A 25784-nucleotide genomic window follows, 5' to 3' on the forward strand; every position below is an offset into this window, starting at 1 on the left:
GAAAGGTTCAATCGCCGGTGCGGCGCAAGGTCAGCACCACCGGCTGGTGGTCCGTGAACCGGAACCCGAGATCAATGCCCCGCGCCGACTCCACCTGCACGTTCGGCGACACAACCAGGCCGTCAATGTTCGTCGTGTAGTTCACGCCCGCCTTGTACGGCTGCTCGTTGGTGCGCACGCTCGGCACCGCCGGATCGATGACTGTCCGCCAGCCGGCATCGAGTTCTTCCTTCGGAAAGTCATGCAGCCAGAACTGCGCCTCGTCGCTGGCGGTATAGGCGAAATCCGTCGGCGCCAGCCGCATGTTCCAGTCGCCGCCCACCACCACGGCCTTGCCCTCGGCATAGTAGCCTTTCGCAAGGTCCAGCACCTCGCGCAGCTGCACCATGCGCGTATTGGCGCCCTCGTCGAAGGCCGACAGGTGCACGTTGATCAGCGCCCAGGGCCGGCCGGACACTTCAAGCTCGGTCACCTGCACATGATAGCGCCGGCGGATGAACCCCATGATCGGCCCCGGCTCCTCCGCGATCCGCACGATCTCGGTGCCGCCATTCGCGACGCGCGCGAACGTGCCCAGCCCGTGCTTCAGCGACAGCGGACCCGGCAGCAGGCGCGTGCGGATGTCCGACGAGAACACCATCGAATAATCCTTCAGCGCCGCCTTGACGCCGCCGACCACGTTCACGCCCCGCGTCAGGAAGCCCGGCCCCGCCAGTTCCTGCATCAGCACCACATCCGGCTGCTCTGCGCGCAGCACGTCCTGGATGCCCGCAAGGTTCTTGCGCACCACATCCTTGCCGGGCGGGCGCAACATCTCGCCGCCGTCGGCCTTGAAGTCGGATTCTTCCCCCAGCCCGGCATAGCCGACGTTCCAGGTCATCACCTTCAGCGGCTCTTCAGCAGCGGCCAGCTGGCCGGCGGGGGCCTTGCGCGAAACAGGAATGGACTTGTCGGTCAACGTCATGCACCCGGCGAGTAAGAGATACACCACGGCCAGCAGGGCCAGCGCGGCGGGAAAGGCGAACACGCGCATCAGTGCGCTCCTGCGGGCGACCCGTGCGCCGAGCTTTCCTCGGCTTCGGGACGATTGAATTGCTGCGCAATCCATTGCGCCAAACCGAGCACGGCGGCAATCCCGCCCCATTCGCTCGACACCCGCGTGATGAAGTTCAGCAGCGACTTCTGCTGCATCATCTCGATCGTGATCTGCGAATAGCGCGAGACGAATTCCGGCTTCACCCCGCCCATCTGCCCGCGCAGGCCCTCCAGCGCGTCGACATAGTCGCTGATCACGGAGGCATAGCTGCCGACATAAGTCCACGTCCCGATGACCAGCACCGCCGCAAGCCCGATCAGCGTCGACACCATCGTCAGCAGCACGGCATTGTTGATGAACAGGCTGCGCAGCGGCGTCAGGCGCACCGCAAGGTTGATCGAGAAGATGCCTGCCATGAACACGAACACCGGCGTCATGCTCTGTTCGGCCTGCGACAGCATGAACTGGATATCGAGATAGGAAAGCTCCAGCCCCCGCATCAGCACATTCCCGTCAGAAACGTCCGGTCCCGGAATGCTGGCAATCGCGCCCTGCGCCAGCGCCTTGAGGCTCGCCGCATCGGTCATCGTCTGCTGCACCAGCAGCGCGACCAGCGCCGCGCCGCCGGCAAAGAAGATCAGGCTGAATACTCCGTACACGAGGTAAGTGAAGAACAGCGGCACACGCTCGTCCGGTTCTGCCGCGAACGCCGTACGGATGCCGTGCACGTAAACGATCAGCCCGACCGCGACCATCGCCCCCGTGGTCGCGAGCGGACGCGCCGAAATGATCCCGCCCAGCGTCACATCACGGCTCGCACTGTCGAGCATCCAGACCATCAGCGCCCCGAACGTCACCAGCGCAATCTCGCCATACGCGCCGCTCGTGCGCCGCACCGACTTGCCGACGCGGAACTTCAGGGAATGCCGCCGCACCCACACCGGTCCGGCAATGATGTAAGCCAGCACAACCGAAACGACGGCCAGCAACCAGGCAAAAAGAAGTATCAACAGTCCGTCCCCGCAGCGCTCAAGGTTTCGTCCGCCCGGCAGTCTGGCACGCGCCGCCGCGCCGATGCAACCTCGCGCCCCGAATTGTCAGGCGCGGATGTAGAACCCGCAGATCTTGTTGCCGTCGAGATCGCGGAAATAGCTCATGTAGTAAGGCGATCCGCCCCGGTAGCCCGGCGCGCCCTCGTCGCGCCCGCCGAGCGCCAGCGCCTTCGCATGGAACGCGTCCACCTCGCCCGGCGCCTCGAACCGGAACGACACCATCGCCCCGTTGCCAGGTGTCGCCGGCCCGCCGTCATACGGCCCCAGAACGCTGAAACAGAACTCGCCGTCCCGCCCATAGATGCGCCCGCCGGAGGGATGATCGAACATCGGCACGATGCCGGCGACCTTCAGCAGCGCGTCATAGAAGACCCGCGCCGCCACAAGCTGGTTCGACCCCACCGTCGCATACGCGAGCCTGCCCGACATCCCCGCACCCGATTTCAGCCCAGCCGCCACGCTAGGCCCGAAAGCTCTGCGCCGCCAGAGTTCGCCTTGCGTCAAGCACCGGCTGCGCTAAGCTCGCGTCACCATGAAGGGCTAGCACCGCCTCCGGGGCCGCGATCTTCGACGGCAGGCGACCCGCAGCGTCCGCGCGCGGCACGGATCCCGATTGTCCAGAACAATTCATGCCCATGCGCCAAGGCGCACCCCGCCAAACAGGCCTTTCATGACCCCCGCAAACACGACCACCAACCGCTACGGCGCCATCGCGAGCGAAATCTACGACTTCGACAAACCGCCCGGCAAACTGCGCGACACCGCCTTCTATCTCCAGCGCCTCTCCGGCATCGACGGCGAAATCCTGGAGCCCGCCTGCGGGTCCGGCCGCATGATGATCCCGCTGCTCGAAGCCGGCCACACCGTCACCGGCTTTGATCTCAGCGCGGACATGCTCGCCCGCTGCGCCGCAAGCTGCGCCGCCCGCGGCTTCTCGCCCGATCTGTCACAAGCCGGATTCGATTCGTTCGAGTACGGACGGCGTTTTGCGGCGGCGATCCTGCCGGCCGGCTCCTTCACGCTCATGGCAAGCGCCGCCGAGGCACGCAGCGTGCTGGACCGCATCCGGCGGCACCTGGCGCCGGGCGGCCTCTTCCTCCTCGACGTGATGCCGCTTTCCTATCTAGCAAACCGCGCCGACGACCGGCGCCGCTGGACAGCTGAGAACGGTGACCTGCTGACCCTCGAAGGCATCGTCACCCGCGTCGACTGGACCGCCCAGACAATCGAGCGCACCTACCGCTACGAACGCTGGCGCGACAACCGCCTCCTCACCACCGAGATAGATCCGATGGTCCAACGAATCTGGGGCGTCCTCGAACTGACCCTCGCCCTCGAAGCCGCCGGCTTCACCGTAGACGCCGTCCACGCCGACTACCGCCCCGGCGCCCCGCCCGGCCCGGAAAGCCGTATGCTGACATTTGAGGCGAGAGCGGGTTGAGGGGCACCCGCGATGGCATGAAATCGCCGGAAGCGGTCAGGTAATTCGCCAATCGGACGACTGCGATTCGCGTCAACGGAGACATTCGCGACTGACGCATTACTGGACACAATTGCTGATCAGCCCCATGTGAGAATTCCGATTAGCAAGGCCGCCAACCGAGATGCAGCTACTCAGTTCCGCACTATTCGCCGCGATCCTCACATTGGCTGGTTGTTCAGCAACGGGCGGACCTCCCGAGGCAACTGCAGCCCTATGCGCAACCGACGAAGGCCCTGCGCTTTGGGCTGGAAAATGCGTCGATGGTCTCGCCCAAGGAAACGGAACGGCCACTTTTGAAGACAGTTACATCGCCACAATCACTGGTGAATATGACCGAGGTGTTCCCTTGGGCATAGTGCGCGTCGAGTACTCCGGTGGCGGTTACTATGAAGGTGGCCTCCGTGACGGCGAACCTCACGGGTTTGGGATCGATATGGAGTCCCGGGGTGAAGGCTATGAGGGTCGTTGGATCGACGGTTTTAAGGATGGAGATGGCATCTACATTCGGTCCGATGGCACGCGCATTTCCGGTTCGTGGAACGCAAGGCGCGGGTTTCAAGGGAGTTGGTATACGGACCGAACGACCGGTTGTCAGTTTTGGTGGCGAGCATCAGCCGACCCGGTAGGCGAAGCTACATGGTCCGGCCCATGTATCAATGGCAAAGCGAACGGAGAAGGCATTGTAACCTGGTCACTCTCTGAGAATGGAACACCGTTAAAAAGCGAAGTCAGATTCCGCGGAACTATCATTGATGGCTACATTCAGGGCGACGGCAATTGGCACCAAGTTCAATACTATTCCAATGTCGTGACAACTTCAAAATTCGATGGGACTTGGAAAGATGGTCAGCGAACAGGGCACGGCGTCGAAAAGAGAACGAGCGAGTATCGAGAGTCCGACTCTCTAGATAAGGTTGTCGTTACATACGAAGGCGATTGGTACGCCGATGAGTATGGCGGAACCGGGCGGCGCGAAGAGATAACATTCAGCCGGGATGGCCGCACTGAAAAGCTGATTGAGGACGGCATGTTCGCTGACAATATGCTGAACGGAGAGGGCGTATCGGTTCGAGAAATATTGTATGTAACAGGCGACTCCTTTCTCGAAAGGTCCAAGGGAAAATTCGAAAACCGACAGTTTCGCGGCTACGGGCAGTTCGAATTCAAAAGAACCACAGGCATCGCAGTCAATTCTGGCAGCGCCACCTATCCGACGGAAATATCGAATGGCGGAACGGGCGTTGTGAACTACGCCGATGGGAGTCAATTCGAAGGCGAAGTAGACGCGACAGGCTCCCCGACGAAAGGAGAGTGCGTCCTCAAGTCAGTCAATTACTCTGGGGCATGTGTCGCGCAAACAGTCAAAACATCGGATTGGAGCCATGAAACTTGGCTCGTCAGCCCAAACGAACGCGAAACGCTCTTATTCAGGATTGGAACCTGGGTGAACTAAGCTCAATTGACCACCTCCGTTCATGGCTCCAAACGGAAACAAACCGGACAATCAAGTTGGCGGTTGGGCGGCGACTTAGAGTCAGAAACGGCCAGATGGCCGCCTTCCATAAATCAACACAACGCGTCAGCCGGCAGCGCCCTACATCCGCTCGGGCACGGTGATCCCGAGCAGGTCGAGGCCCGTCTCGAGCTGGTGGCGGACGGCGTCGGCCAGGGCGAGGCGGCTTGCGCGCTTGGCGGCGTCCGCTTCCGACGCGATCGGCAGCGCGCCGTAGAAGGCGCTGAACGCCTGCGCGAGGCTGTAGAGATGTTCGCACAGGATATGCGGCATCCGCTTCTCCCGCGCGCCGAGCAGCGCCGCGCCGAACCCGTCCAGCTGCAACACCAGCGCGCGCTCGCTGTCTTCCGTCACCGCCACCTTGCCCGGCAGGTGCCCCGCCTCGGCCGCCTTCCGCAGCACGGATTTGATCCGTACAGCCGCATAAAGCAGGTAAGGCCCGGTCTTGCCCTCGAAGCTTGTGAACCGGTCAAGGTCGAACACATAGTTCGTGAGCCGCGTATTCATCAGGTCCGAGAAGCGCAGCGCCGCCACGGCGACCTGCTTGGCGACCGCCGCGCGCTCCGCCTCGCCCATATCCTCCGGCAGCTTGCCCGCCGCCTCGATCTTCTTCTCGGCTTCTTCCAGCGCCATGCCGTTGAGGTCCGCCAGCCGCAGCACGCCGCCTTCGCGCGTCTTGAACGGCTTGCCGTCCGGCCCGTTCACCGTGCCGAAGCCGATATGTTCCAGCCTGTCCTCGGCGATCAGGCCCAGCATGCCGGCCGCGCGGTAGACCTGCTCGAAGTGCAGCGCCTGGCGCTGGTCGACGACGTACAGCATCCGCTCCGGCACCGGCTTCAGGTTTTCCATCCGGTCAAGGATCGTTGCGAGGTCGGTCGTGTGATAGCCGGTGCCGCCGCGGCTGTTGACCAGCATCACCGGCGGCATTTCCTTCTTGTCCGTTTCCTTCGCGACACGGACGATCCACGCCCCGTCGCTTTCCTCCGCCAGCCCCGCCGCCTTGTAGCGCTCGACCAGCCCCGGGATCAGCCCGTCGACATCGCTCTCGCCCTTCCAGAGGTCGAACGAGACATTCAGGAACCCGTAATCGATCTTAAGCGCCTCGATCGACACGTCGATGAAGTGGCGCAGCAGCGCGCGGTAGCCGGCCCGCCCGGCCTGCATCTCCGCCACCGCTTTCTGCGAGCGCTCGTTGCGCGCCTCGTCCGCCTTCGCCTTGTTCGACGCCTGCGGATAGAGCCGCCCGAGATCCTCGATCGTGACCGGCGGCTCCTTCGGATACGGCCCGGTATAGCCCGCGTCGAAATAGACCAGCCCCGGCTGCTCGTCCTCAAGCTCGGTGACGAGGTGGCCCATCTGCAGGCCCCAGTCGCCGAGGTGCACGTCCGAGATCACCGTATCGCCGGCAAACCGGCAGATGCGCTGCAGCGTGTCGCCGATCACCGCCGAGCGCAGGTGGCCGACATGCATCGGCTTCGCGACGTTGGCGCCGCCAAAGTCGATCACCGTCACCTGCGCGTCACCCGCCTTCTCCGCCCCCGCCATCGCATCGCCGCGCACATCCTCGGCCCGCGCCGACAGCGCCGCGTCCGACACACGGATGTTGATGAAGCCCGGCCCGGCCACTTCCGCCGACAGCACCAGCGCGTGCGCCTTCAGCGCGCCGGCAATCTCCACCGCAATCTCGCGCGGCACCCGGCCAGCCGCCTTCGCCGCTGCCATCGCGCCGTTGCACTGGAAGTCCGCCAGCTCCGGCTTGTCGCTCCGGCGCACCTCACCGAAGCGCGCCTCCAGCCCCATAGCCTCGAACGCGGCGCCGGCGGCGGCCGTCAGCTCCTTTGCCAGGCTCGCCATGGATTACTCCGACGCTGCGTCCAGGCGGAAGCGGTTGCCGCCGCGGTTGAACGCCAGCTGCTCTTCGGTCAGGTCGAAGCCGACCACGATCTCGAAGTTCACGCCCGAGATCGATTCGTCGGCGCGCGGGATCTTGATCCGGTTCACCAGCTCGGTCTTGCTGGCCACCGTCTTGCGGCCGAAATCCGCCTCGGTGGTGAAGTATTCCTTCGCCAGCACCTTGCCATTGCGCCGCGTCACCGCCACGAAATACCGGTAGTCATGCGAGCTCGCGTCCGCCATCGGGCCCTTGCCGAAGGCGAAATCCACCTCGATCTCGGCCTCCAGCGGGGTGCTGCCGGTATAGCGGCAAAACAGGCGCACATCCGAAATCTCGCCCGTATAGGCGATGTTCGGGTACAGCTTCTGCCCGCTGCCGTCGAATTCCACATATCGCGCCATGTCGAACACCGACCCGACCACCGGGCACGGGCCGGAGTTCTTGGTCGTGTCCAGCCGGTCGAGAACCTTGGTCGTGCCACAGCCCGACAGGACCAGCGCGAGGAAAACAGGGGCAAATTTCAGCATGCGTCGGCGTGTCCGTCTTGGCCTTATGAAAGGCGTGGCCATCTGATAGCTTGCCCGTGTTAAAGGCCTTGGCGCCGACACGCAACGCATGAGGCGCAGGAGATTTGAGCCCCCGATGACCCCCAGAGACCATCAGAAGCGCCCCCTCACCCTGCGCCTGGCCGCCCCCCGCGGCTTCTGCGCCGGGGTCGACCGCGCCATCCAGATCGTCGAGGAATCCCTCACCCGCTGGGGCGCCCCCGTCTATGTGCGCCACGAGATCGTCCACAACCGCCACGTCGTCGAACGCCTGGAGGCCCTCGGCGCCGTCTTCGTGGAGGAGCTGGACGAATGCCCGGATGACCGCCCTGTCATCTTCTCGGCCCACGGCGTGCCGAAATCCGTGCCCGCCGAGGCCGCCCGCCGCAACATGATCTATGTCGACGCCACCTGCCCCCTCGTCTCCAAGGTCCACATCGAGGCCGAGCGCCACTTCCAGAATCAGCGCGAGATCATCCTCATCGGCCATGCCGGCCACCCCGAAGTCCTCGGCACGATGGGCCAGCTGCCCGAAGGCACCGTCACCCTGATCGAGACCGTGGACGACGCCCTCGCCTACCAGCCGCGCAACCCGGCCAACCTCGCCTTCCTCACCCAGACCACCCTCTCGGTCGACGACACCGCCGAGATCGTCGCCGCCCTGCAGGCGCGCTTCCCCGGCATTTCGACGCCCCACAAGGAAGACATCTGCTACGCCACCACCAACCGCCAGGAAGCCGTCAAGGTCCTCGCCCCCGGCGCCGGCCTCGTGCTGGTCATCGGTGCACGGACGAGTTCAAACTCCGTCCGCCTCGTCGAAGTCGCCCTGCGCGCCGGCGCCGCCGACGCCCGCCTCATCGCCTCCGTCGACGACATCGACTGGACCTGGTTCGAAGGCGTCACCACAATCGGCCTCACCGCCGGCGCCAGCGCCCCCGAAGACCTGGTGCAAGGCGTCGTGGACGCCTGCCGGGAACGCTTCGACGTGACGGTGGAGACGGTGAAGACGGCGGACGAAACCGTGACGTTCAAACTGCCGAGGGTTTTGGCGGGGTGATGAGCATTGACCCGCGTGAGGCTGTCGCCCCCCGGGCAAGGCGCTTCGCCGCGACTTACCCAACGTCGTCCGGCGTCCGCGCACAATTTCACTTTTCTTTGGCAGAGAGGAGTTGCGCTGAACCGTTTCGGCTGCTTACGATTGAATCGGCCTGCACCAAAGGATTGCTCACAACGATGGCACGAACAGCATCGAGGAAATCGCCCGCCTCAACTAACGACGATAAGGCGCCTTCGAATCAAGGCTTGGCCGCAGCGAAGTCGGCCAAGCAGGACGAATTCTATACTCAATATGTCGACATCCAGAAAGAGGTCGAAGCCTATCTGGAATTCAACGCAGACACTTTTCGCGGCAAGGTCGTGTACTGCAATTGCGACGACCCATTCGAGAGCAATTTCTTCAAATATTTCGCGGCCAACTTTAACAAGCTTGGCCTCAAGCGTCTCATCGCCACGAGTTACGACGGTTCCCCCATCGCTGGTCAGGGCGAGCTGTTCCCGGAATACAACGAAGGGAATGGCAAGCGTCGGAAACCCAAGGCGCTCGCTGTTATTCTCGACCACGTCAGGGACGAGAACGGCGACGGTGCGGTAGACATCGATGACGTAAAGGTCTTCCTCAAAAGGAACAAAGCCGCGCGAAGGTCCCTCAACCCAGATGACCATTTCCCCGGCGGCGATTTTCGCAGTGCCGAGTGCATTGCGCTTCTGAAACAGGCAGAAATTGTCGTCACCACCCCCCCTTTCTCCCTCTTTCGCGAATACCTAGCGCTGCTTGTGAAACACGAGAAAAAGTTTCTGATCATCGGCAACATGCAGGCGACGACGTACAAGGAGGTTTTTCCGCTCATAAGGGACGACAAACTATGGATGGGCGTGAGCATCCACAGCGGCGACCGGGAATTCCGCGTTCCAGACCATTATCCGCTGAATGCGGCTGGTTGGCGCGTCGATGAACATGGCCAAAAATACATAAGAATAAAAGGCGTTCGTTGGTGGACAAATCTGGACCATGGCCGACGCCATCAGGCACTGCCTTTGATGACTACCGCTGACAATCTCAAATTTAGCAAACACAAGGCAATTAACGGCAAGACGGCCTACGATCGTTACGACAACTACGACGCTATCGAGGTGCCATTTACAGATGCGATACCTAGCGACCATCAAGGCATGATGGGCGTGCCAATTACCTTTCTTGACAAATACAATCCCGATCAATTCGAGATACTAGGATACGAAAAGAGCTACGAGCTCCAAACTAAGAAGTATGGCAATCAAGTCCAAGTCGACAAATCCGGAAGAAGAAGCAACGTAACCAAACTGAACGATGGCGTAGCGATCAAAGTGGATCGTCCGCCCAATGACCAAACATACTATGTTGTGGACGGTAAGTACTACATTCAGCAATACAAACGTGTTTTCATCCGCCACCGGACTCATTCGGCGCTGAGCAAAACGAAATGAAAACTAATCTTCGGACCAACATTAGCGTCGCAGAGATCTGCGATGGATTTGTCTACAACCAATTGGAGGGAAAGGGCCTGTTCGGATTGAGCGGAACGCTCACTATTCAGCCGGAATACCAACGCAACTACATATACGCGGAAGGCGGCGGCAAGAGGGAACAGGCGGTCATCCACTCGCTGCTCAAGGGCTATCCATTGGGCCTCATCTATTTCAACAAGCTCGCGGACAAGAAGTTCGAAGTGTTGGACGGCCAGCAACGCATCACCAGTATCGGCCGTTTCGTGACGAACAAGTTCGCAATCACGGATGAAGGCAACCCCAAGTACTTCGACAGCCTGCCCGCCGACCAAAAGGCCAAAATTCTCGACACGAAACTGCTGATCTATGAGTGCGAGGGGACTGAAACCGAGATCAAGCAATGGTTTCAGACCATCAATATCGCGGGCGTGCCGCTGAACAATCAGGAATTGCTCAACGCCATTTACTCTGGCCCATTCGTCACACTCGCCAAGGCCGAATTCAGCAACAGCCAGAACGCAAACATCCAGAAATGGAGCGCTTATGTTAAGGGAAGCGCCAACCGCCAAGACTACCTTGAACGCGCGCTGAACTGGGTGAGTAACGGCGATATCGGCACCTACATGAGCGAACATCGCACCAAGAGCGACATCAGTGAGCTGAAGACTTACTTCAACACCGTGATCGATTGGGCGTCCGGCGTGTTCAAAGATGTTGAGAGGGAGATGCAAGGTTTGGAGTGGGGACGACTCTATGAGCTGCACCACTCCAAGTCGTACGATCCAGCCAAAGTGTCTGCCGATGTGCGGCGGCTATTTGCCGACCCGTACGTGAAGCGGCGGAGCGGCGTGTTCGAATTCATCCTCGATGGTCTGCAAGATACGAAACTGTTGGACATTCGTGTGTTCGATGATGCGACTAAGAATGCTGTCTACAGCAAGCAGACGAAGGCTGCCGAATCCAAGAACACTTCGAACTGTTCACACTGCGCAATGGGCCATGACGCGAACAAAAGCCGGATCTGGAAGCTTTCGGAAATGGAAGCGGATCATGTTTCGGCTTGGAGCAAAGGTGGCGCAACCACCGCTGCGAACTGTGAGATGCTGTGCACCACCCATAATCGCGCCAAGGGCAATCGATAGTCTACGCAATGATTCTCCACCGACATTGACCCTTCCGCAAATCCTTGCATTCGCGCGCCCTTGCGCAACAAAAAATCCGTACTCGCGCGCCTACAACCCCCTGAAAACAAACGCCTTCCAAAATAAATCGCCCGCGCCAATCCGGCCGGGTCCGGGGCGGTTGTATACTCACCGGCATGGCGCCCGACCGTCCCCTGCCCGAGTTCTGGTATCCGCTGGCGCGGATACTCCTTGTGCTGAAGGCTCTGCTGGCGGCCACGGCGCCGGAGGCGTTTGCGTCCATCGCCGCCCATGTCCACCGCGAGCTTCGCTATGCCGGCGCGTTCCTGCGCCGCTACCTGCTCGCCCTCGCGCGCCAGCTGGTCCTGCCGCCGCCCCGCCCCCGCGCCGCCGCGCCGGATGGGCCCGCCCCGCCGCGCGAACGCGGGCGGGCGCGCAGCGCGCCCTTCAGCCTGGCCGAGCTTCCCCCGGCGCGCCGCCCGCCCGGTCCCGGCCATGCACCGTACCCGGATGATTATGTCAACTGGGCCATCGCCCTCAGCCGGGCCGAAACCCTGCTCGCCGCCCTGCAGCGCCCGCTGCCGCTGGCCCGGCGCCTCGCCCGCCAGCTGGCGCGCGGCGCCGCCCCGGTGCTGCGCGATCTCGCCGTGCCCGCCTTTGTGCTGCGCACCCTTCCCCCGGCGCTCGATGCGCTGCTGATGCGGCTCGATCAGATCGCCCGGCCGGATGCCTGGGCCGGGCTCGATCCGGATTCCGGCTAGGCGCCGCGCGCCTCACCAGATGCCGCTCGCCACCCCCGCCATCATCCCGGCCCCCAACTCCCGGCACATCGCCAGCTGCTCCGCCCCGATCACCTTCGGCGCGAGGATTTCTTCCGTGGTCTGAGCATGCGTGTTGACGATGCGCGGCGCCTGCACCTCCCTCAGCCGCCAGCCCGTCGCAATCCGCGCCAGCTGCCGCGCCGCGCTTTCCCCGTCAGAGCCCGCACAGATCACCTGCGCATAGGGGCGCCCCTCGATCCGCCCCAGCACGGGGTAATAACACCGGTCAAAGAACTCCTTCATCTCCCCCGACAGCGCCGCGAGATTCTCCGGCCCGAAAAACAGGTAACCCGCCGCCGCCAGCAAATCCTCCGGCCCCGCCTCCGCCGCTTTCACCAAACGCGCCTCGCCCTCGGCCTTCGCCCCCTCGAACGCCGCCCGCGCCATCGCCTCGCTGCCGCCGGTGCGCGAATGCCAGATGATCAGGAGGTGCTTCATGGGGAAAGACCAATGGGCCAATCCGGATTGTACGTAAAGTTCAACAACCGGGGCCTCACCCGGTTCGGCTGAGCCGCCACGCCCGGTAGCGTTTCGTCAGCGCCCTCGCCTTCATCTGGTCACGGACGAGACTCACCACCGGCGACAATCCCGCCTTCGGCCGCTTGCCCTTCGCCAGCCGCGTCAGCTGCCGCTTCACCAGCGCCATCGTGGCAAGCCCCGCCATCGTCCGGTTCTTCCAGGTCACTTCCGGCATCGACACATCCGTCATCCGCCCACCTTTCCACTGCGCCGGCAAGTCCGGCACAAACGCCATCGCCCGCGCAATGCCGAGCACATCAACGCCGTTGCCGATCGCCGCCTCCGCCGTCTTCAGCCGGTGAACACCGCCGGTCACCATGATCGGCATCTTCGCCACCGAAGCCACATCGCGCGCAAAGTCGATGAAATATACCTCCCGCTTCGAGGTCGAACTTTCATCCGTATGCCCCTGCATCGCCGGGCTCTCATAGCTTCCGCCGGAAAGTTCCAGCAGGTCAACGCCCAGCCCGTTCAGCTGCCCGGCCACCCATTTTGCGTCCTCGACATCGAAGCCGCCTTTCTGGAAGTCCGCCGAGTTCAGCTTCACCGAAACGCAAAAGCCCGGACTGACCCGCACGCGCACCGCCCTGACCGTCTCAAGCAGGAACCGCGCGCGGTTCTCCAGGCTGCCGCCCCAGTTGTCGGAGCGCTTGTTGACCAGCGGCGACAGGAACTGGCTGATCAGGTATCCGTGCGCCGCATGCACTTGCACGCCCGTGAAACCGGCCGCCTCGGCCTGCGCCGCCGTGTCGGCGAAGCGGTTTATCAGTATGCGGATTTCGGCTTCGTCCAGCGCCTTCGGCGGCGCCATCAGCTTCGAATGCTCGCCAAGGTCCACCCGGATCGCCGACGGCGCCACCGCCTGCTCGCCGAGCGCGTCCATCGTCTGCCGGCCGGGATGGTTGATCTGCATCCACAGATGCCCGCCCGCCGGCTTGGCATTGCGAACCCATTCGCGGAACGGCGCGAGGTCGGTGCCCGCTTCCAGAACCACGCCGCCCGGCCCGGTCATCGCCGCAGGCGTCACCATCACGTTGCCGGTGAGCACCAACCCGACGCCGCCCGCCGCCCAGCTGCGATACAGCCGGAACAGATCCGCCCCCGGCACCTGGCCCGGCGCGGCGAGGTTTTCCTCCATCGCGGCCTTGCAGAGACGGTTGGGCAGCACAGCACCATTCGGCAGCGTCAGGGGCGTAAACAGGGCAGACTCGGTCATGGAATCATCTCCGTTGAAATCCGGTTTGGCCTGCCCTAAACCTTCAACCATAGTTTAAGGTCAAGCCTCATGAAAATCGGTGAACTCTCGGAACGCTCCGGCCTGCCCGCCTCGCGGATCCGCTATTATGAGGCGAACGGCCTGCTGCCCGCCGCCGACCGTGCGCCGAACGGGTACCGAGATTATGACGCGGCAATGGTCGACCGGTTGCGCACGATCGATCTAGCCAAATCCCTCGGCTTTTCGCTCGACGAGATTGCGCGCCTGCTGCCAGGCGATGCGCGGATCACGCCGTCCTGCGACACGGTTGGCGCCGCCCTGAAGGAGAAGCTCGCCGCCATTGATACCCACATGGACCGGCTGCGCGAGACGCGCGCCCGCGTCGAACAGGCCATCCGCCATTTCGAGACCCTGAAACAGACAGGCCAGCACGCCGATGTGGCCCATGTTCCTTTCTGAGCCCGGCGCTGGCGACAGCGACGCCCCTTCGGCATAAGGCCCACGCATGACCGTCCGCATCGCCGCCTTCTACAAGTTCTTCCGGTTTCCGGATTATGCCGAACGCCGGCAGGCGCTGGCGCAGAAGTTCTGCGCGCTCGGCATCAAGGGATCGGTTCTGATCGCTGGAGAGGGCGTCAATGGCACGATCGCGGGCCGGCCCGAAGCGATCGACGAGGCGCTTGCCACCTTGCGCGCCTTGCCGGGCGCCGAAGCGCTGGAAGCGAAGTTCTCCGAAGCGACGGATATGCCGTTCGCGCGGCTGAAGGTGCGGCTGAAACGCGAGATCGTCACGATGGGCGTGCCCGGCACGGACCCGAACAGCCTTGTCGGCACGTATGTTAAGCCGGAGGACTGGAACGCGCTGATCGCTGATCCGGACACTGTGCTGATCGACACGCGCAACGATTATGAAGTCGCCATCGGCACGTTTGAAGGCGCCATTGATCCGCAGACGGAAAGCTTCCGCGAGTTCCCGGCCTGGTTCCGCACCTTCCGCGAACAGCTGGAAGCCGAAGGCCGCAAGCCGAAGATCGCGATGTTCTGCACCGGGGGCATCCGCTGCGAGAAGGCCACCAGCTTCGTCAAGGCGGAAGGCATTGACGATGTCTTCCACCTGGAAGGCGGCATCCTCAAATACCTCGAGACCGTGCCGGAGGCCGAGACGCGCTGGCGCGGCGACTGCTACGTCTTCGACGAGCGCGTCTCGGTGCGCCACGACCTTACCCAGGGCGAGCATGTGCTGTGCCATGCCTGCGGCCGGCCGGTTTCGCCCGAGGGCCGTCAGCACCCGGACTATGAGGAAGGTATTTCCTGCGCCGCATGCCGTCACGAGATGACGGACGCGCAACGTGCCCGATTTGCCGAACGCCAGCGCCAGATCGACCTCGCCCGCGCGCGGGGCGAAAGGCATATGGCACCCGCCGGCCGCGAGCCTTGACGCTGCTCTACTCCTTCCGGCGCTGTCCGTATGCGATGCGCGCCCGGATGGCCCTCTCTGTCTCTGGTCTGCCGGTCCGCGTACGCGAAATCGTGCTGCGCGACAAACCAGCCGAGATGCTGGCGGCAAGCCCGAAAGGCACTGTACCGGTGCTGGTGCCGGACGACGGACCGGTGATCGACGAGAGCCTCGACATCATGCGCTGGGCACTGGCACAGACCGATCCCGAAGGCTGGCTCGCAGCCGATGCGGCTGAAACAAACCGCCTGATCGCGCAGAATGACGGGACATTCAAGCAGGCGCTCGACCGCTACAAGTATCCCGGGCGTCACGGCGACGACGCGGCAACCAACCGCGATGCCGGAATGGAGATAATCCGCAGACTGAGCGACCAGCTGGCAGAGGCCGGCGGCCAGCTCTTCGGCCCTGCCCCGACGCTCGCCGACTATGCCATCTTCCCGTTTGTGCGCCAGTTCGCAGCAACCGACAGCGCCTTCTGGCAGGCACATGCGCCGCAGCCAATACAGCAATGGCTGGAGGGGCATGTTGCCCATCCGCGCTTCCTCGCGATCATGGCGAAGCTGCCGCGCTGGCAAGCTGGTGGCACGGAACCTCTGCTCACGGAGCTTCAGCACTTCTAGGGAAACACGTTCCAGTCGATCAACGCCTCAACATTGCGGCGCAGAAGTGTCATCAGGAGTTCGTCCGAATGTTCGCCCGGCGGGATCACTGTCGCGGCGCCCACGGTCGTGAACAGCGCGAACGGCAGGGCTGCAGCATAGTCCGCAAGCGCCCGGTCCAGCGAATAGGAAGGGTCGCGCGCGGCAATGGCAGACTGGTGGCGCGCGATCAGGTCGCGCTCACACGCCTTGCGTTGATCGCTCGCCAGCGAACCGGCGAGGAAATAAGCCGTGTCGAACATCGGGCTGCCGAGATCGGCAAACTGCCAGTCGATCAGCCAGGCGGCTAGGCCCGCTTCAGACTGTTCGAACAAGACATTGTCGACACGGGCTTCGCCGTGGACCAGCGTTTCGGTGCCGGTCTTGCGGCGTGTCCAGTCTGCCGCGTGGCCAAGGAACCGGTCCATGCCGTCAAGATGCCGCGCGTCCATCCGGCCTTCAAAGCGCTGCCGGAAAATCGCGGCGCCTGCGCGGAATGTTTCGTCAGTGTGCGCCGCATTGTCCTTGCGCTTGAGCAGCCAGCCCGCAGACTGGATCGCAGGATCCTTCCAATACTTCGCGTGCAGTTTCGCGAACTGTTCGACAACGGCCGCCGCCTCGGCCGGACTGCATCCCTTGATCTGGTTGCCAAGCGAAGTGCGGCGCGAAAGGTCCTCGAGCACCAGGTTCAGCGCCCGGCCGTCCGGGCTTGCCGAGGCGAGGTAAGCGCGCGGCACGTTCAGCGGCGGCGCGCTGCCAAACAGCTGGTAGACCGCCACTTCGCGCGCATACACGTCCTGCATGCCCGCAATATCCACGGCGCCGGGAATGGCGGATGTCAATTTACAGACGACGGATGAAATGGCGTTGGCCGCATTGGCATTGTAGGTGATGTTCGCCTTCACCGTTTCGGACAGGTTGCCGTGGCCAATCGGCTCGACGCCGACGATGGAAATGCGCGGGGCGTCCAGGCCGGCATGCTGGAATACGGATTGCAGCCAGGCCGGCGTCACGTTTGAGGCGCCAAAGATGAACGCAGGCGGCGGAAGGTTGTCGGGCACGGACTTGTCGCCCTCCCGGCCCCAGCGCCCCGCCACATAACTTGAATTCCAGCAATGCGTGAACTTGCCATTCTCGGCCTTGAACACTTCAATTCCGCAAAGCTCGACCCGCGCGCCCTTGCGCGTGTGCATGTTCCAGACCGACGTCACGAAGGTATCATCCGCATGCAGAACTTCGTGCTCGAAGAAGGGCTCGGCATGTTCGCTCTGCTGACGCACGCGCGCGATCTGGTCTTCCAGCGGCAAGGCCGTCACGCTGCCGGGATCGTGCCGGACGATAGGATCGGCGCACAATTCACGGATCATTTCGGCGTTCCGGTTGTTCCAGACCTCCGTCCAGTAAAGTTCGATCAGTTCCTTCGGCGAACGGTGTGAAGACATGCCTTGCAAACCCCTCCTGCGAGCGCCTTGGCGGCGCTTCTGTGTGCTGCATACTGAAACGCTGGTTTGCGCTTGGCCAGCCTTGACCAGAGGGAAGTCAGCGCCTTGGCTTCAAGGCGGCGCGGGTGCCCAGGCCGCCCGCCGGACATCCTCCAGCGGAAACAGCGGGCCCGGATCGACCGTCCGCCGCAGCGGCGCGCCGCCGCAATCGGGCTGCATCCGGTCGTCGAGCGCGGCGTGCGTTGTCAGCGCGCCCGGCGGCAGGCCATAGCGCGATGCGATATCCGCCGTGAGGGCCGTCACCGCCTCGATCTGCGCCTGAGGGAAAGGGTCAAGGCCGTCGCCCCGGTTGACGAGTTCGATGCCGATCGAGCGCTGGTTCACGCGCGCCATGATGCCGCCGAAGCTGACATGACCGGCCGTGCGCAGCTCAGGGCGCTGCTGGGCGATGTCGCCGCCGCGGCCGATGACATAGTGGATGCTCTTGCCCGTCTCGCCGAGGAACCAGTCGCGCCAGAACACCGCGCTGCCTTCGGCCGGCGTGAACCAGGGGGCGCCGTCCTTGCAGATGGCCCCGCCGATGGTGTGGATGACAATCAGGTCGATGTCTTCGGCGCGGCGTGGGTCGCCGCCGTGCGGGTAGTCCTCTGGTAGCCGGTCGATGACGAGGGCCGCTGGCGCCGGCGCGGACGCCCCGTCCGCAGGCGGGGGCGCGCTGCCGGCCGGCACATCGGCGACTGGCCCGGCGGCGCAACCGGCGAGGCAAAGCCCGGCCAGCATGTGAACCACCCGCTGCGCGATCATGGCCGCCTCCTCGATCCAGCTCGTCAGCCTGCCCGCCAATTCGGGCAAGATTGGCGCAGGCCCGCACATTCCCGGCGAGGCGCCTTTTGCCCCTTGCAAAATCCGCCCCCGCGCGTAAAAGCGCGGCTTCCCGGCCCGGACGCCCGAGGGCGGCCGCGGCAATAAATTGATGGCATCGGAGTGTGGCTCAGCCTGGTAGAGCACTAGCTTCGGGAGCTAGGGGTCGGAGGTTCGAATCCTCTCACTCCGACCATCGAAACTCTTGTTTATAAACGATTTTAATGAATTGCCGCGCGGTGCGGTTTACGCATGGTTTACCGCTCGCTTACTTCAGGACCTCCGTGTATCTCGATCAATCCCGATTATGAAGGCACTCATCGATGTCGTTTTCGCACCTAGACTGGTTGTTGAACCCTAGCCCGGAAGCCCTGCAGTTTGTTGAACGCTTCTGGCGACAGTCCGAAAGCGGTGAGTCGACCAACTGCTGGTTATGGAAGGGCGGCAAATCCTCCAATGGATACGGCTCAGTCAGGGTAGGATACAAGGTAAAGGTCGTTGAGGGAGCCCACCGTGTTGCGTTCGCTATCGGCCACCGGATCAACCCCCGGGAAAAGTTGGTATGCCACACCTGCGATGTACGCGCCTGCGTTAACCCGTCCCATCTGTTTCTTGGAACGGCGAAAGACAATGCAGCCGACAAGGTCCGAAAGGGCCGGGCCAGAGGAGGCCGCGCAGCTCGCGCCACCCCCGGTGCATAAACCCGTGCATATTCCGACCCCCGAAACGGAAAAAGCGCCCGCCGCCCGAGGGGAGCGGCGGGCCAGTCATGACCGGGACAGCAAGGGGAGGAAACGACCCGGCCAGGTCTCGTCAGGTGACGGGGACAGCCTCCCCGGCCGCGGCGTCGCTGGCCTGCGCCGCCGGATCGGCAGGCGCGGCGACGTCGGTGCCGGCATCGGTTGACACTTCAGCCGAGCCGGTTGACGCGGCGCCGGATTCCGGTTGCGCCTCGGGCGGTGGCGGCGGAGGCGCGGGCGGCGCGGGCGGCGGCAGGTATTGCGCGTACCGCTCGAGGATCAGCTGGTTGGCGCCGGCATCGGCGAGCGCGAGCTGGACGAGGTATTTCTCGTCCTCGGCGCGGGCCGCCTGCTCGTCCGCGAGTTCTTTCTTCAGGCGCACCTCGGTCGCCTCGCGCCGGGCGATCGACGCGATCTGGTCATCCTTGGCGGCCGCGCGCGCCGCGAAGGTCATCTGGGTAGGGTCTTGCATGTCGCAGCTCCTCTGCGGGGTGGGTGGCGCCCGCTTCCGGGCGCCGGAACGGATCAGGGATCGAAGCGGTAGCCGTGCAGGATCATCTCGACCGGCACCGGCGTGGCCGGGTTCCAGGTGCCGCACCAGTCGGCCCAGCGGCAGCGCCACAGCTCGGTGACGGGGAACATGGGGACCGTGTCCGGCGGGAAGCGCAGGTTGGGCGGCGTGCCGCCCTGGGCGGCCCAGGCCGCGACCTGCGCCGGCGTGATGACGAGCTCGTCGGTCCAGCCATCGGTCAGCGAGGTCGCGCGCATCGTCACCCGGCCCGGCCGGCGGACGATCTCCCAGCGCACGCGGTGGCCGGAAAGGTCCTTGTTCACCGCCTTCATGCGGTAGCCGCCGGAGCCGTTGTGCAGGTTATACTCGAGGCGCCCCTGCATGTACTCGAAGTCGAATTCGTGGCCGCCTTCGGCGCTGCCCTCGGAGTAGAGCCAGAGCGGGTTGTAGACGACGCCCGGCACGACGCGCGGGATCGTCGCCTCGGTGACGTAATGGCCCTGCGTTTTCGCCAGCTTCTTCTCGGCTTCCCACTTGATCGCCGCGCCGGTCGTGCCGGTGAGCCGGTGGATCAGCGCGCCGTCAGCTGTCGGAACGAGATTGCCGAACGCGAAGGAGAAGCCGTCCGGCATCTTGCCGGGCTGCGCCCCCTCGATCGGGTGATAAACCTGGTTGTAGTTCTGGTAGGCGACCGACTGCGTGGGGAAGAGGGTCAGGCCCGTCGCCGGCGGCGGCACGTCCGGCGTCACCATCAGGAAGGTGCCGAGCTGGCGCCACAGGCGCTGCGCTTCGGCGAGGCGCTCGGCGCGCCCGGTCTCAAGGCTCGCGAGCTGGGCGCGGGTGGCGGCCAGCTCGGCCTCGAGGGCGGCGGCCTTCTGCGTCAATGCCTCGACCTCGACCGGATCGGGCTCGATTGCGGCGACCGCCGCGTTGAGGCTCTGCAGCAGCTCCGCGACTTGCGGGTCGGTCTGCGCCTGCGCCGGCGGCGAGAGGACAAGGGCAAGGCCGAGCGCAAGCGCGGCCATCAGGGAACGGATCATGTCGGGTCTCCTTTTGGGGTCCGGACGCGGCGGCGCCCCGGCTTCGGGTTTTCGGGAACGGCCTCGGCGCGCAGCGCATCGAGATCCTCTCGGAGGTATTTCAGCGAGGTGCGCAGCTCGGTGATCTCGGCCGTCTTGTGGCCCTTGTCTTCGCGCAGCGCCCGCTCCTCCTTGCGCAGCTCGCTGATCAGGCCGTCCATCGAATGGATGTGCGCCTCCATGCGGGCGAGCTGGGCGCGCATGTCGGACAGGCGCGGGCGCGCGAAGAACCAGTGATCGACCGCCATGCCGATGCCGACGGCGGCGAAGTACGAGACGACCAGCGCGGGCGGCGAGGACAACGCCGGGCCAGCCGTCTCGATATTCTGGGCATACCAGCTGAACGCCACCCCCATGACACCGAGCACGGCGACGAGCCGTCCCCACGGCGTGGAGGCCTGGGCGGCCTGCTGGATGGCAGCGGCAGGGGTCACGTCCGCCCCGCTCATGCCGAGACCGTCCGGACCGGCGCGCCGCCGCTGCCCTTGACGAGCATGATCGCCCGGTCGCAATCTGCCTCGCGGTTGTACCCCTCACCGGAGGCGAGGATCTTCCCGTTGCGGGCGCGCAGCCGCCACCGCCACTTGTGGGCGGCGTCGCAATACTTCTCGAATTTCATGGCCTCGCTCCGTCAGCCTGCGGATGAAAGGGGGCGCCCGGCCAGTCACATCCCCGCCAAGAGGACCCGGCCGGGCGCAGCGCGCGGCGCCAGAATTTCGCCGCGCGGGTCGGGGCTCAGCCCTTGGCCTTGATCCGGGCCGCTTCGGCCTGGATCAAGGCGCTGGTCTCGCGCAGGCGGGCGCGGGCCGCATCGATGTCCTCGCGGCGATATCCGCCGGCGACGATCTTGCGCAGCTGCGCGGCATCGGCGTCGAGATGCTTGTCGAAATTGCCCTTGCCCTGCGCCGAGAGCATCGCCCAGGCGAAGGCGCGGTCGATATAGCTCTCGGCAACCGAGATGATCGTGGCATCGGTCTTGGCGCCAATGAGATCGAAGGCGAGGTCTTTCACGGCCGCGACTTGCTTGATGGTCTTGATGGGGTCCATAGGCTTTCAGGCCTCCTGTAGGGTTGGGTTGAGGGGGAGACGGGCGCGGCCTACTCGCCGCGCAGGTCGTTCACGGCTTCGGCGATCAGCGGGCCGTGCAGCGCCCAGACTTCCTGCAGCTGGCGCGCGGCTTCGAGCACCTTGATCGCCGCGCTGTCATCGCTGGCCGACAGGGCGCGGGCCTTGGACACCTCCGCGAGCGCCGCCCAGCCAAGCTCGGCCGACGAAGTGACGCGGCCATCGATGGCGGCCACCTTGAGGCACGTCGCCTCCTGCGCCGCGCGCAGGTCGGCGTCCGGCTCGGTGCCCGACGCAAGGCAGAGATCCTTGCCGGTCGAGAGCGCCGACTGGTACCAGGTCAGCGTGCAGGCGACGCCGCCTTCGATGCCGTCCGCACCGTCGCAGACCTCGGCATAGGGCGTGCCATTGGCCGTCGCGAGGACCGGCTGCAACAGCGCGCATCCGGACACGTTGCCGAGTGAGAAGGCGGCAAGCACGCTGGCCGCGAGGGTCTTCAGGTTACTGAACATGTGAGGTTCCTTTCAGGCTTCATTGGCGGACAGCCCGCCGGTAGGTTTCAGGATCACGCGGCGCACGTTGGCGGGCGCACCGATGGCAAAGTGCCGGCGGGCGCCGAGCAGCCGGTCGCGGTCGAGACGGACGATCGAGACGGCGTCGCCCTGGTTGCCGCCGAGGACATGGAAGGCGGCCGCATCCTCGCCGACATACAGGCCGACATGGCCGGAGGTTTGGCCGCGCCGGAACACGAGCACGTCGCCAAGCTGCGGATCGCCCGGCGTCTTCTCGCCCCAGCGCAGCCAGCTGCGGGCCCATAGCGCGTTCGCATTCACCGGCTTGCCGGCGCGCTTCGCGACGACGGCCATCCAGAGTCCGCACCAGGGCACGGCGTCAGACGTGAAGGCGTCCGCGATGGCCGGGACGGCGACTTCGCGCGCCCAGCCCATGATGACCGGGTTATCTTCCGTGCCCGGACCTTCGAGCGTGCCGAACGTCGCGAGGCCCTCGAGCAGCATGCGCGGCGCGCCCTCGCGGGCAAGCCAGGCATAAGCGGCGGGCAGGTCACGGGACATAGCAGACCTTTGCGGTGACGGATTCGACCGCCACCTCCTCGCCCGTGTTGGCCAACGTGCCGGTGATGTAGATCGTCCAGTCGGCCGACGTATCGACGCTCGTCAGGACGTGTGCAGATGATCCGTCGCCGACGCCGCTGGCGAGGTTGGCCGGGCTGATCTGCGATGACTGGCTGTTGCGGTTGCGGATGCGCCCCCGCCAGGTGCGCGACACGTTGGTCGTGACCGTGGACGACATCGGCGCGCCGCCCGCCATGCTGCCATTGCGAATCCTGAAGACCTTGTTGTTGGCGCTCGAAGTCCACGACAAGGCGACTTCGAGATCGACGTATCCGTTGGGGCCCATCGCCCCTCCGGGGATCGTGATCGACCGGAGGGCGGTCTCGGTCGTGTCGCCGGTGTGGGCCTGCTTCACATGGTTCGAATAGACCGTGTATTCCAGCGGCAGGAACTTCTGCTTCACCAGCTGCGGCGCTTCGTTGAACATCCCGCCCGGTGCATTGCAACGCACGGTGTCCGGATCGACCAGGAAGTCGACATGCGTCGAGATGATCTTGATGCCGAGGCGGCCGGTCGTGATCTTCGCGTTGGCGTCGAAATTCGACAGCGTGCCGCGCGACAGGATGCCGTCGACGGTGACCGTGGCGAAGGGCGCCTTGCCCGACGGCCATTGCGGGAGCGCCACGTTCTTGAAGTGCGCGATCGAGCCCCACTGGATGATCGCCTCGGACGCGCCGGCGTCGCTCGTCTCGATCGAGCCGTTCGAGATCATGCAGTCTCGGACCTTGCCGCCGCCCGTGCCCGAGCCACCGATGCTGATTCCGTAGGCCCGGTAGTCCTTGAAGTTGAAGGCGTTGAGGTGATGGCCGCCGTCGCGCCAGCCGGGGTTCTGGCTCGACACGCTCCAGCTGACGCGCACGCGCTCAGTCTCCAGCCCCATCGTGATGAAGTTCGCGCAGTCTTCGAGCTTCACGCCGGAATCGTAATCGGTGATCTGGATATTGCCGAGGAAGCCGCGCAGGCAGCCGATCGGCCGGACCGCACGCACCGAGACATCCGGTCCGCCGAGCGGGTTGCCCTGATCGCCTGCGGCGACGATGTCGTTGATGAAGACGTTGTCACAGTTGACCGGCGCGAGCCCGAAGCCGCGGCCGCTCCACTGGATGTCTTCGGCGAGGAAGAACTGCGCGCGCGACGCCGAAATGAACGAGCCGTTCTTGCGTGCGTTCGGCGCCCGGATCGACCGCAGCCGCACTTCGCGGCAATAGTCCGCGTTGAGCAGGTAATCCGTACTCGTCGGATTGATGTTGAGGCCTTTCAGGATCAGGCGCTCGAGTTCGACGCTGTCATACGACAGCATCCGCAGGAAGCCGTCCGCCTCGCCCGTCCCGTCCGCAATGCCCGAGAGGTCGAGGATCGCATCCGTAAGTACGAGCTGCCCGCCGAACGGGATCTTCCGGCCCGTCACCACACCGGTCAGGCCGGCGCCGTTGGTCGGGTCCGCCGGATCGAACGCCTGGTTCATCCGCATGTCCCAGACGATCGCCTTGTCGAACGTCAGCGTCGTGCCGGAGATCGCGGTGATCGTCCGGTAGCAGATGGGCCAGCTGCCGTTATAGGTGTCGGAGAACAGGGCGAACGTGTCTCCGACCGCGAGGTCGCTCGGGGTCGCGTCAACCACCGCCTGCCGCGTGCCGGCCGTGTAGCTGACGCCGTAGGTGGTGCCGAACGTGCCGACATTCGAACGGATGGCGTAGCGCGTCCCGGCCGTGTCTTCGCTGGCCGCCGTGTAGAACGGCTTCAGGGTCGCGCCGTTGCCCTTGAGCCGGAAGCCGCCGGACGGTGTGATGATCCGCCCTTCCCAGGGATAGGTCTTGCCCGGCTCGGCGCAGAGCGGCTTGCCATAGGCGACGGCGTCTTCGAGGCGCGACAGGTTCAGCGCGGATTCGCCCGAGGTCATGCCGAAGTACTCGAGGCTGCGCTCGCCTTCGAACGGCATGTTGATCAGCGCCGGCGCGGGCAGCTGCGCCTCAGGCACCTTGCCGCCGCTATCGAGTTCAGCAAGGCCGTTGGCCGCGCCCTTGAGCGACGTTGCGAGCTTTCCGGCGAGCTGCGTGGTCAGCGCCGCCTGCGCCCGCGCGTCGGTGAAATACTTGTTGGTCGCACCTTCGGCCAGCGCGTCGGTCGAGCCCGGCGATGCGACGATCTCGACATAGGCCGAGCCCGACCAGCGGAACGCCTTGCCGTTGTCGATCGTGACGTAGATCTTGCCGGTCTCGCCAGTGCCGGGCAGCGCCGCGAAGTTCGCCGCCTCGATCACATCGTCGACATAGGACGGCAGCTGGCCGGCCGGCACCTTGCCCGAACCGTCAAGGCTGGCGACGCCGCTCGCCGCGCCCTTCTGCGTCAGAGGCACCGAGGCCGCCGCTGCGGCAGCGCCGGCCGTGTCCGCCGCCAGCTTGGCGAAGGCGGTGGTCGCGACCTGCGTGGTGTCGGTGCCGGGCGCGGCCGTTGGCGCGGTCGGCACGCCGGTCATCGCCAGATTGTCGGTGTCGATGGCGATGGCATCGATGGCGTCGGACAGCTTCTTGAGCGTGTTGCGCGCGTCTGCCACGCCGTCCCGGAGTTCGGTGCGCAAGCCGTCAACCAGTTCCTGGTTGCCGGCGTTGACGACGCCGCCATTGACGATGAACGGCGCCAGGATCACGTCGAGCATCGAGCCGCCCGGCTGGATGTCCTCGAGATAGCTGACCCATTCCTCGCCGTTCCAGACGAGCGGCCGCAGCGGGATGTCCGGCTGCGAATAGTCGCCGTGCAGGTGGCCGACAGCCGGCGCGACCGGCAGCGAGATGCCGTGCGACATGTCGAACAGGTTGAGCCCTTCGAGCGTCTCCCAGAGGAATCGCTCGGGATAGCGGTACTCGGTCGCCTGCGCATTCGCGATCAGGATCGCCGACCGCTCCCAGAGATCCTCGAGGCGCTCGCGCAGCGTCTCGATCGAATCGGGCGCCCCGAACTCCGGCAGGATCTCGGGCTGGACCTTTGTCGCAGCATCAGACAACGCCGCAATAGCGGACGTGCGCACAGCATAAGCCATGTCAGGGCTCCTTTGAGGTGAAGGAAGGGACGCGGACGCCGGCGGCCGGCGCGG

At 64.6% G+C, this 25784-nt stretch carries 27 protein-coding genes and 1 tRNA gene; 11 read left to right on the forward strand and 17 right to left on the reverse strand.

Annotated features, from left to right (window positions below):
• Positions 1-7: 7 nt before the first annotated feature.
• From IPK75_01160 to IPK75_01170, 3 genes are all read right to left on the reverse strand, one after another.
• Entirely contained in the window at positions 8-1033 is a 1026-nt protein-coding gene (locus IPK75_01160) for an endonuclease/exonuclease/phosphatase family protein (protein MBK8196947.1), read from the reverse strand.
• Entirely contained in the window at positions 1033-2046 is a 1014-nt protein-coding gene (locus IPK75_01165; protein ID MBK8196948.1) for a hypothetical protein, read from the reverse strand. Before IPK75_01165 ends, IPK75_01160 begins: the two co-directional genes overlap by 1 nt.
• Positions 2047-2133: 87 nt before the next feature.
• Positions 2134-2517 (reverse strand): VOC family protein, encoded by a 384-nt coding sequence (locus IPK75_01170; protein ID MBK8196949.1) that lies wholly within the window; start codon positions 2515-2517, stop codon positions 2134-2136.
• Positions 2518-2758: 241 nt separating this feature from the next.
• Here IPK75_01170 and IPK75_01175 point away from each other — a divergent pair, with 241 nt between their 5' ends.
• Together IPK75_01175 and IPK75_01180 are read left to right on the forward strand one after the other, a co-directional pair.
• Positions 2759-3529, forward strand: a complete 771-nt coding sequence (locus tag IPK75_01175) for a class I SAM-dependent methyltransferase (GenBank protein MBK8196950.1) — start codon at positions 2759-2761, stop codon at positions 3527-3529.
• 163 nt (positions 3530-3692) lie between these two features.
• The gene (locus IPK75_01180) at positions 3693-5024 is read left to right on the forward strand and encodes a hypothetical protein (GenBank protein MBK8196951.1); all 1332 of its coding nucleotides are present in this window, start codon (positions 3693-3695) and stop codon (positions 5022-5024) included.
• Between the two features lie 141 nt (positions 5025-5165).
• On the opposite strand, the gene argS is transcribed toward IPK75_01180, so the two are convergent.
• Together argS and IPK75_01190 are read right to left on the reverse strand one after the other, a co-directional pair.
• Positions 5166-6938: an arginine--tRNA ligase gene (gene argS, locus IPK75_01185; GenBank protein MBK8196952.1), complete on the reverse strand. Its 1773-nt coding sequence runs from the start codon at positions 6936-6938 to the stop codon at positions 5166-5168.
• A gap of 3 nt (positions 6939-6941) precedes the next feature.
• Positions 6942-7388, reverse strand: coding sequence for a hypothetical protein (locus IPK75_01190; protein ID MBK8196953.1), 447 nt, complete (start codon positions 7386-7388; stop codon positions 6942-6944).
• 232 nt (positions 7389-7620) lie between these two features.
• Between IPK75_01190 and ispH the strand changes: the two genes are divergently transcribed.
• From ispH to IPK75_01210, 4 genes are all read left to right on the forward strand, one after another.
• Complete coding sequence (ispH, locus tag IPK75_01195; protein ID MBK8196954.1) at positions 7621-8580, forward strand: 4-hydroxy-3-methylbut-2-enyl diphosphate reductase; 960 nt, start codon at positions 7621-7623, stop codon at positions 8578-8580.
• Positions 8581-8756: 176 nt separating this feature from the next.
• Entirely contained in the window at positions 8757-10046 is a 1290-nt protein-coding gene (locus IPK75_01200) for an adenine-specific methyltransferase EcoRI family protein (GenBank protein ID MBK8196955.1), read from the forward strand.
• The gene (locus IPK75_01205) at positions 10043-11209 is read left to right on the forward strand and encodes a DUF262 domain-containing protein (GenBank protein ID MBK8196956.1); all 1167 of its coding nucleotides are present in this window, start codon (positions 10043-10045) and stop codon (positions 11207-11209) included. Before IPK75_01200 ends, IPK75_01205 begins: the two co-directional genes overlap by 4 nt.
• 176 nt (positions 11210-11385) lie before the next feature.
• Complete coding sequence (locus IPK75_01210; GenBank protein ID MBK8196957.1) at positions 11386-11970, forward strand: hypothetical protein; 585 nt, start codon at positions 11386-11388, stop codon at positions 11968-11970.
• 12 nt (positions 11971-11982) lie between these two features.
• On the opposite strand, the gene IPK75_01215 is transcribed toward IPK75_01210, so the two are convergent.
• Both IPK75_01215 and IPK75_01220 read right to left on the reverse strand, forming a co-directional pair.
• Positions 11983-12468, reverse strand: coding sequence for a flavodoxin family protein (locus IPK75_01215; GenBank protein MBK8196958.1), 486 nt, complete (start codon positions 12466-12468; stop codon positions 11983-11985).
• 55 nt (positions 12469-12523) lie between these two features.
• Complete coding sequence (locus IPK75_01220) at positions 12524-13765, reverse strand: NADH:flavin oxidoreductase/NADH oxidase family protein (protein MBK8196959.1); 1242 nt, start codon at positions 13763-13765, stop codon at positions 12524-12526.
• Positions 13766-13834: 69 nt separating this feature from the next.
• Here IPK75_01220 and IPK75_01225 point away from each other — a divergent pair, with 69 nt between their 5' ends.
• The 3 genes from IPK75_01225 to IPK75_01235 are packed head-to-tail and all read left to right on the forward strand — an operon-like array spanning position 13835 to position 15844.
• On the forward strand, positions 13835-14224 hold the full coding sequence (locus IPK75_01225; protein MBK8196960.1) for a MerR family transcriptional regulator: 390 nt from the start codon (positions 13835-13837) through the stop codon (positions 14222-14224).
• Between the two features lie 46 nt (positions 14225-14270).
• The gene (locus IPK75_01230; protein MBK8196961.1) at positions 14271-15203 is read left to right on the forward strand and encodes a rhodanese-related sulfurtransferase; all 933 of its coding nucleotides are present in this window, start codon (positions 14271-14273) and stop codon (positions 15201-15203) included.
• Positions 15086-15844 carry a glutathione S-transferase gene (locus IPK75_01235; protein MBK8196962.1) on the forward strand — a complete coding sequence of 253 codons (759 nt, stop codon included), beginning with the start codon at positions 15086-15088 and terminating at the stop codon, positions 15842-15844. Before IPK75_01230 ends, IPK75_01235 begins: the two co-directional genes overlap by 118 nt.
• Here the strand turns inward: IPK75_01235 and IPK75_01240 are convergent.
• Together IPK75_01240 and IPK75_01245 are read right to left on the reverse strand one after the other, a co-directional pair.
• Complete coding sequence (locus IPK75_01240) at positions 15841-17304, reverse strand: phosphotransferase (protein ID MBK8196963.1); 1464 nt, start codon at positions 17302-17304, stop codon at positions 15841-15843. The two genes, IPK75_01235 and IPK75_01240, sit on opposite strands and share 4 nt — an antisense overlap.
• Positions 17305-17415: 111 nt before the next feature.
• Positions 17416-18108: an N-acetylmuramoyl-L-alanine amidase gene (locus tag IPK75_01245; GenBank protein MBK8196964.1), complete on the reverse strand. Its 693-nt coding sequence runs from the start codon at positions 18106-18108 to the stop codon at positions 17416-17418.
• A 176-nt stretch (positions 18109-18284) separates the two neighbouring features.
• Between IPK75_01245 and IPK75_01250 the strand changes: the two genes are divergently transcribed.
• Together IPK75_01250 and IPK75_01255 are read left to right on the forward strand one after the other, a co-directional pair.
• Positions 18285-18361, forward strand: a tRNA-Pro gene (locus IPK75_01250).
• Positions 18362-18488: 127 nt separating this feature from the next.
• Entirely contained in the window at positions 18489-18866 is a 378-nt protein-coding gene (locus IPK75_01255) for an HNH endonuclease (GenBank protein MBK8196965.1), read from the forward strand.
• A gap of 112 nt (positions 18867-18978) precedes the next feature.
• Here IPK75_01255 and IPK75_01260 read toward each other — a convergent pair whose 3' ends face one another.
• The 8 genes from IPK75_01260 to IPK75_01295 form a co-directional block, all read right to left on the reverse strand.
• Positions 18979-19377, reverse strand: coding sequence for a hypothetical protein (locus IPK75_01260; GenBank protein MBK8196966.1), 399 nt, complete (start codon positions 19375-19377; stop codon positions 18979-18981).
• A 53-nt stretch (positions 19378-19430) separates the two neighbouring features.
• Positions 19431-20456 (reverse strand): hypothetical protein, encoded by a 1026-nt coding sequence (locus IPK75_01265; protein MBK8196967.1) that lies wholly within the window; start codon positions 20454-20456, stop codon positions 19431-19433.
• Positions 20453-20944, reverse strand: a complete 492-nt coding sequence (locus tag IPK75_01270) for a hypothetical protein (GenBank protein ID MBK8196968.1) — start codon at positions 20942-20944, stop codon at positions 20453-20455. Before IPK75_01270 ends, IPK75_01265 begins: the two co-directional genes overlap by 4 nt.
• Entirely contained in the window at positions 20941-21114 is a 174-nt protein-coding gene (locus IPK75_01275; protein ID MBK8196969.1) for a DUF1508 domain-containing protein, read from the reverse strand. Before IPK75_01275 ends, IPK75_01270 begins: the two co-directional genes overlap by 4 nt.
• Positions 21115-21230: 116 nt before the next feature.
• Positions 21231-21542, reverse strand: a complete 312-nt coding sequence (locus IPK75_01280; GenBank protein ID MBK8196970.1) for a hypothetical protein — start codon at positions 21540-21542, stop codon at positions 21231-21233.
• Positions 21543-21592: 50 nt separating this feature from the next.
• The gene (locus IPK75_01285; protein ID MBK8196971.1) at positions 21593-22072 is read right to left on the reverse strand and encodes a hypothetical protein; all 480 of its coding nucleotides are present in this window, start codon (positions 22070-22072) and stop codon (positions 21593-21595) included.
• Positions 22073-22084: 12 nt separating this feature from the next.
• On the reverse strand, positions 22085-22633 hold the full coding sequence (locus tag IPK75_01290; GenBank protein MBK8196972.1) for a TIGR02594 family protein: 549 nt from the start codon (positions 22631-22633) through the stop codon (positions 22085-22087).
• Positions 22623-25730: a hypothetical protein gene (locus IPK75_01295; GenBank protein ID MBK8196973.1), complete on the reverse strand. Its 3108-nt coding sequence runs from the start codon at positions 25728-25730 to the stop codon at positions 22623-22625. Before IPK75_01295 ends, IPK75_01290 begins: the two co-directional genes overlap by 11 nt.
• Between the last annotated feature and the right edge of the window lie 54 nt (positions 25731-25784).

Source organism: Acidobacteriota bacterium, from assembly GCA_016712445.1.
Taxonomy (GTDB): Bacteria; Pseudomonadota; Alphaproteobacteria; order Caulobacterales; family Hyphomonadaceae; genus Hyphomonas.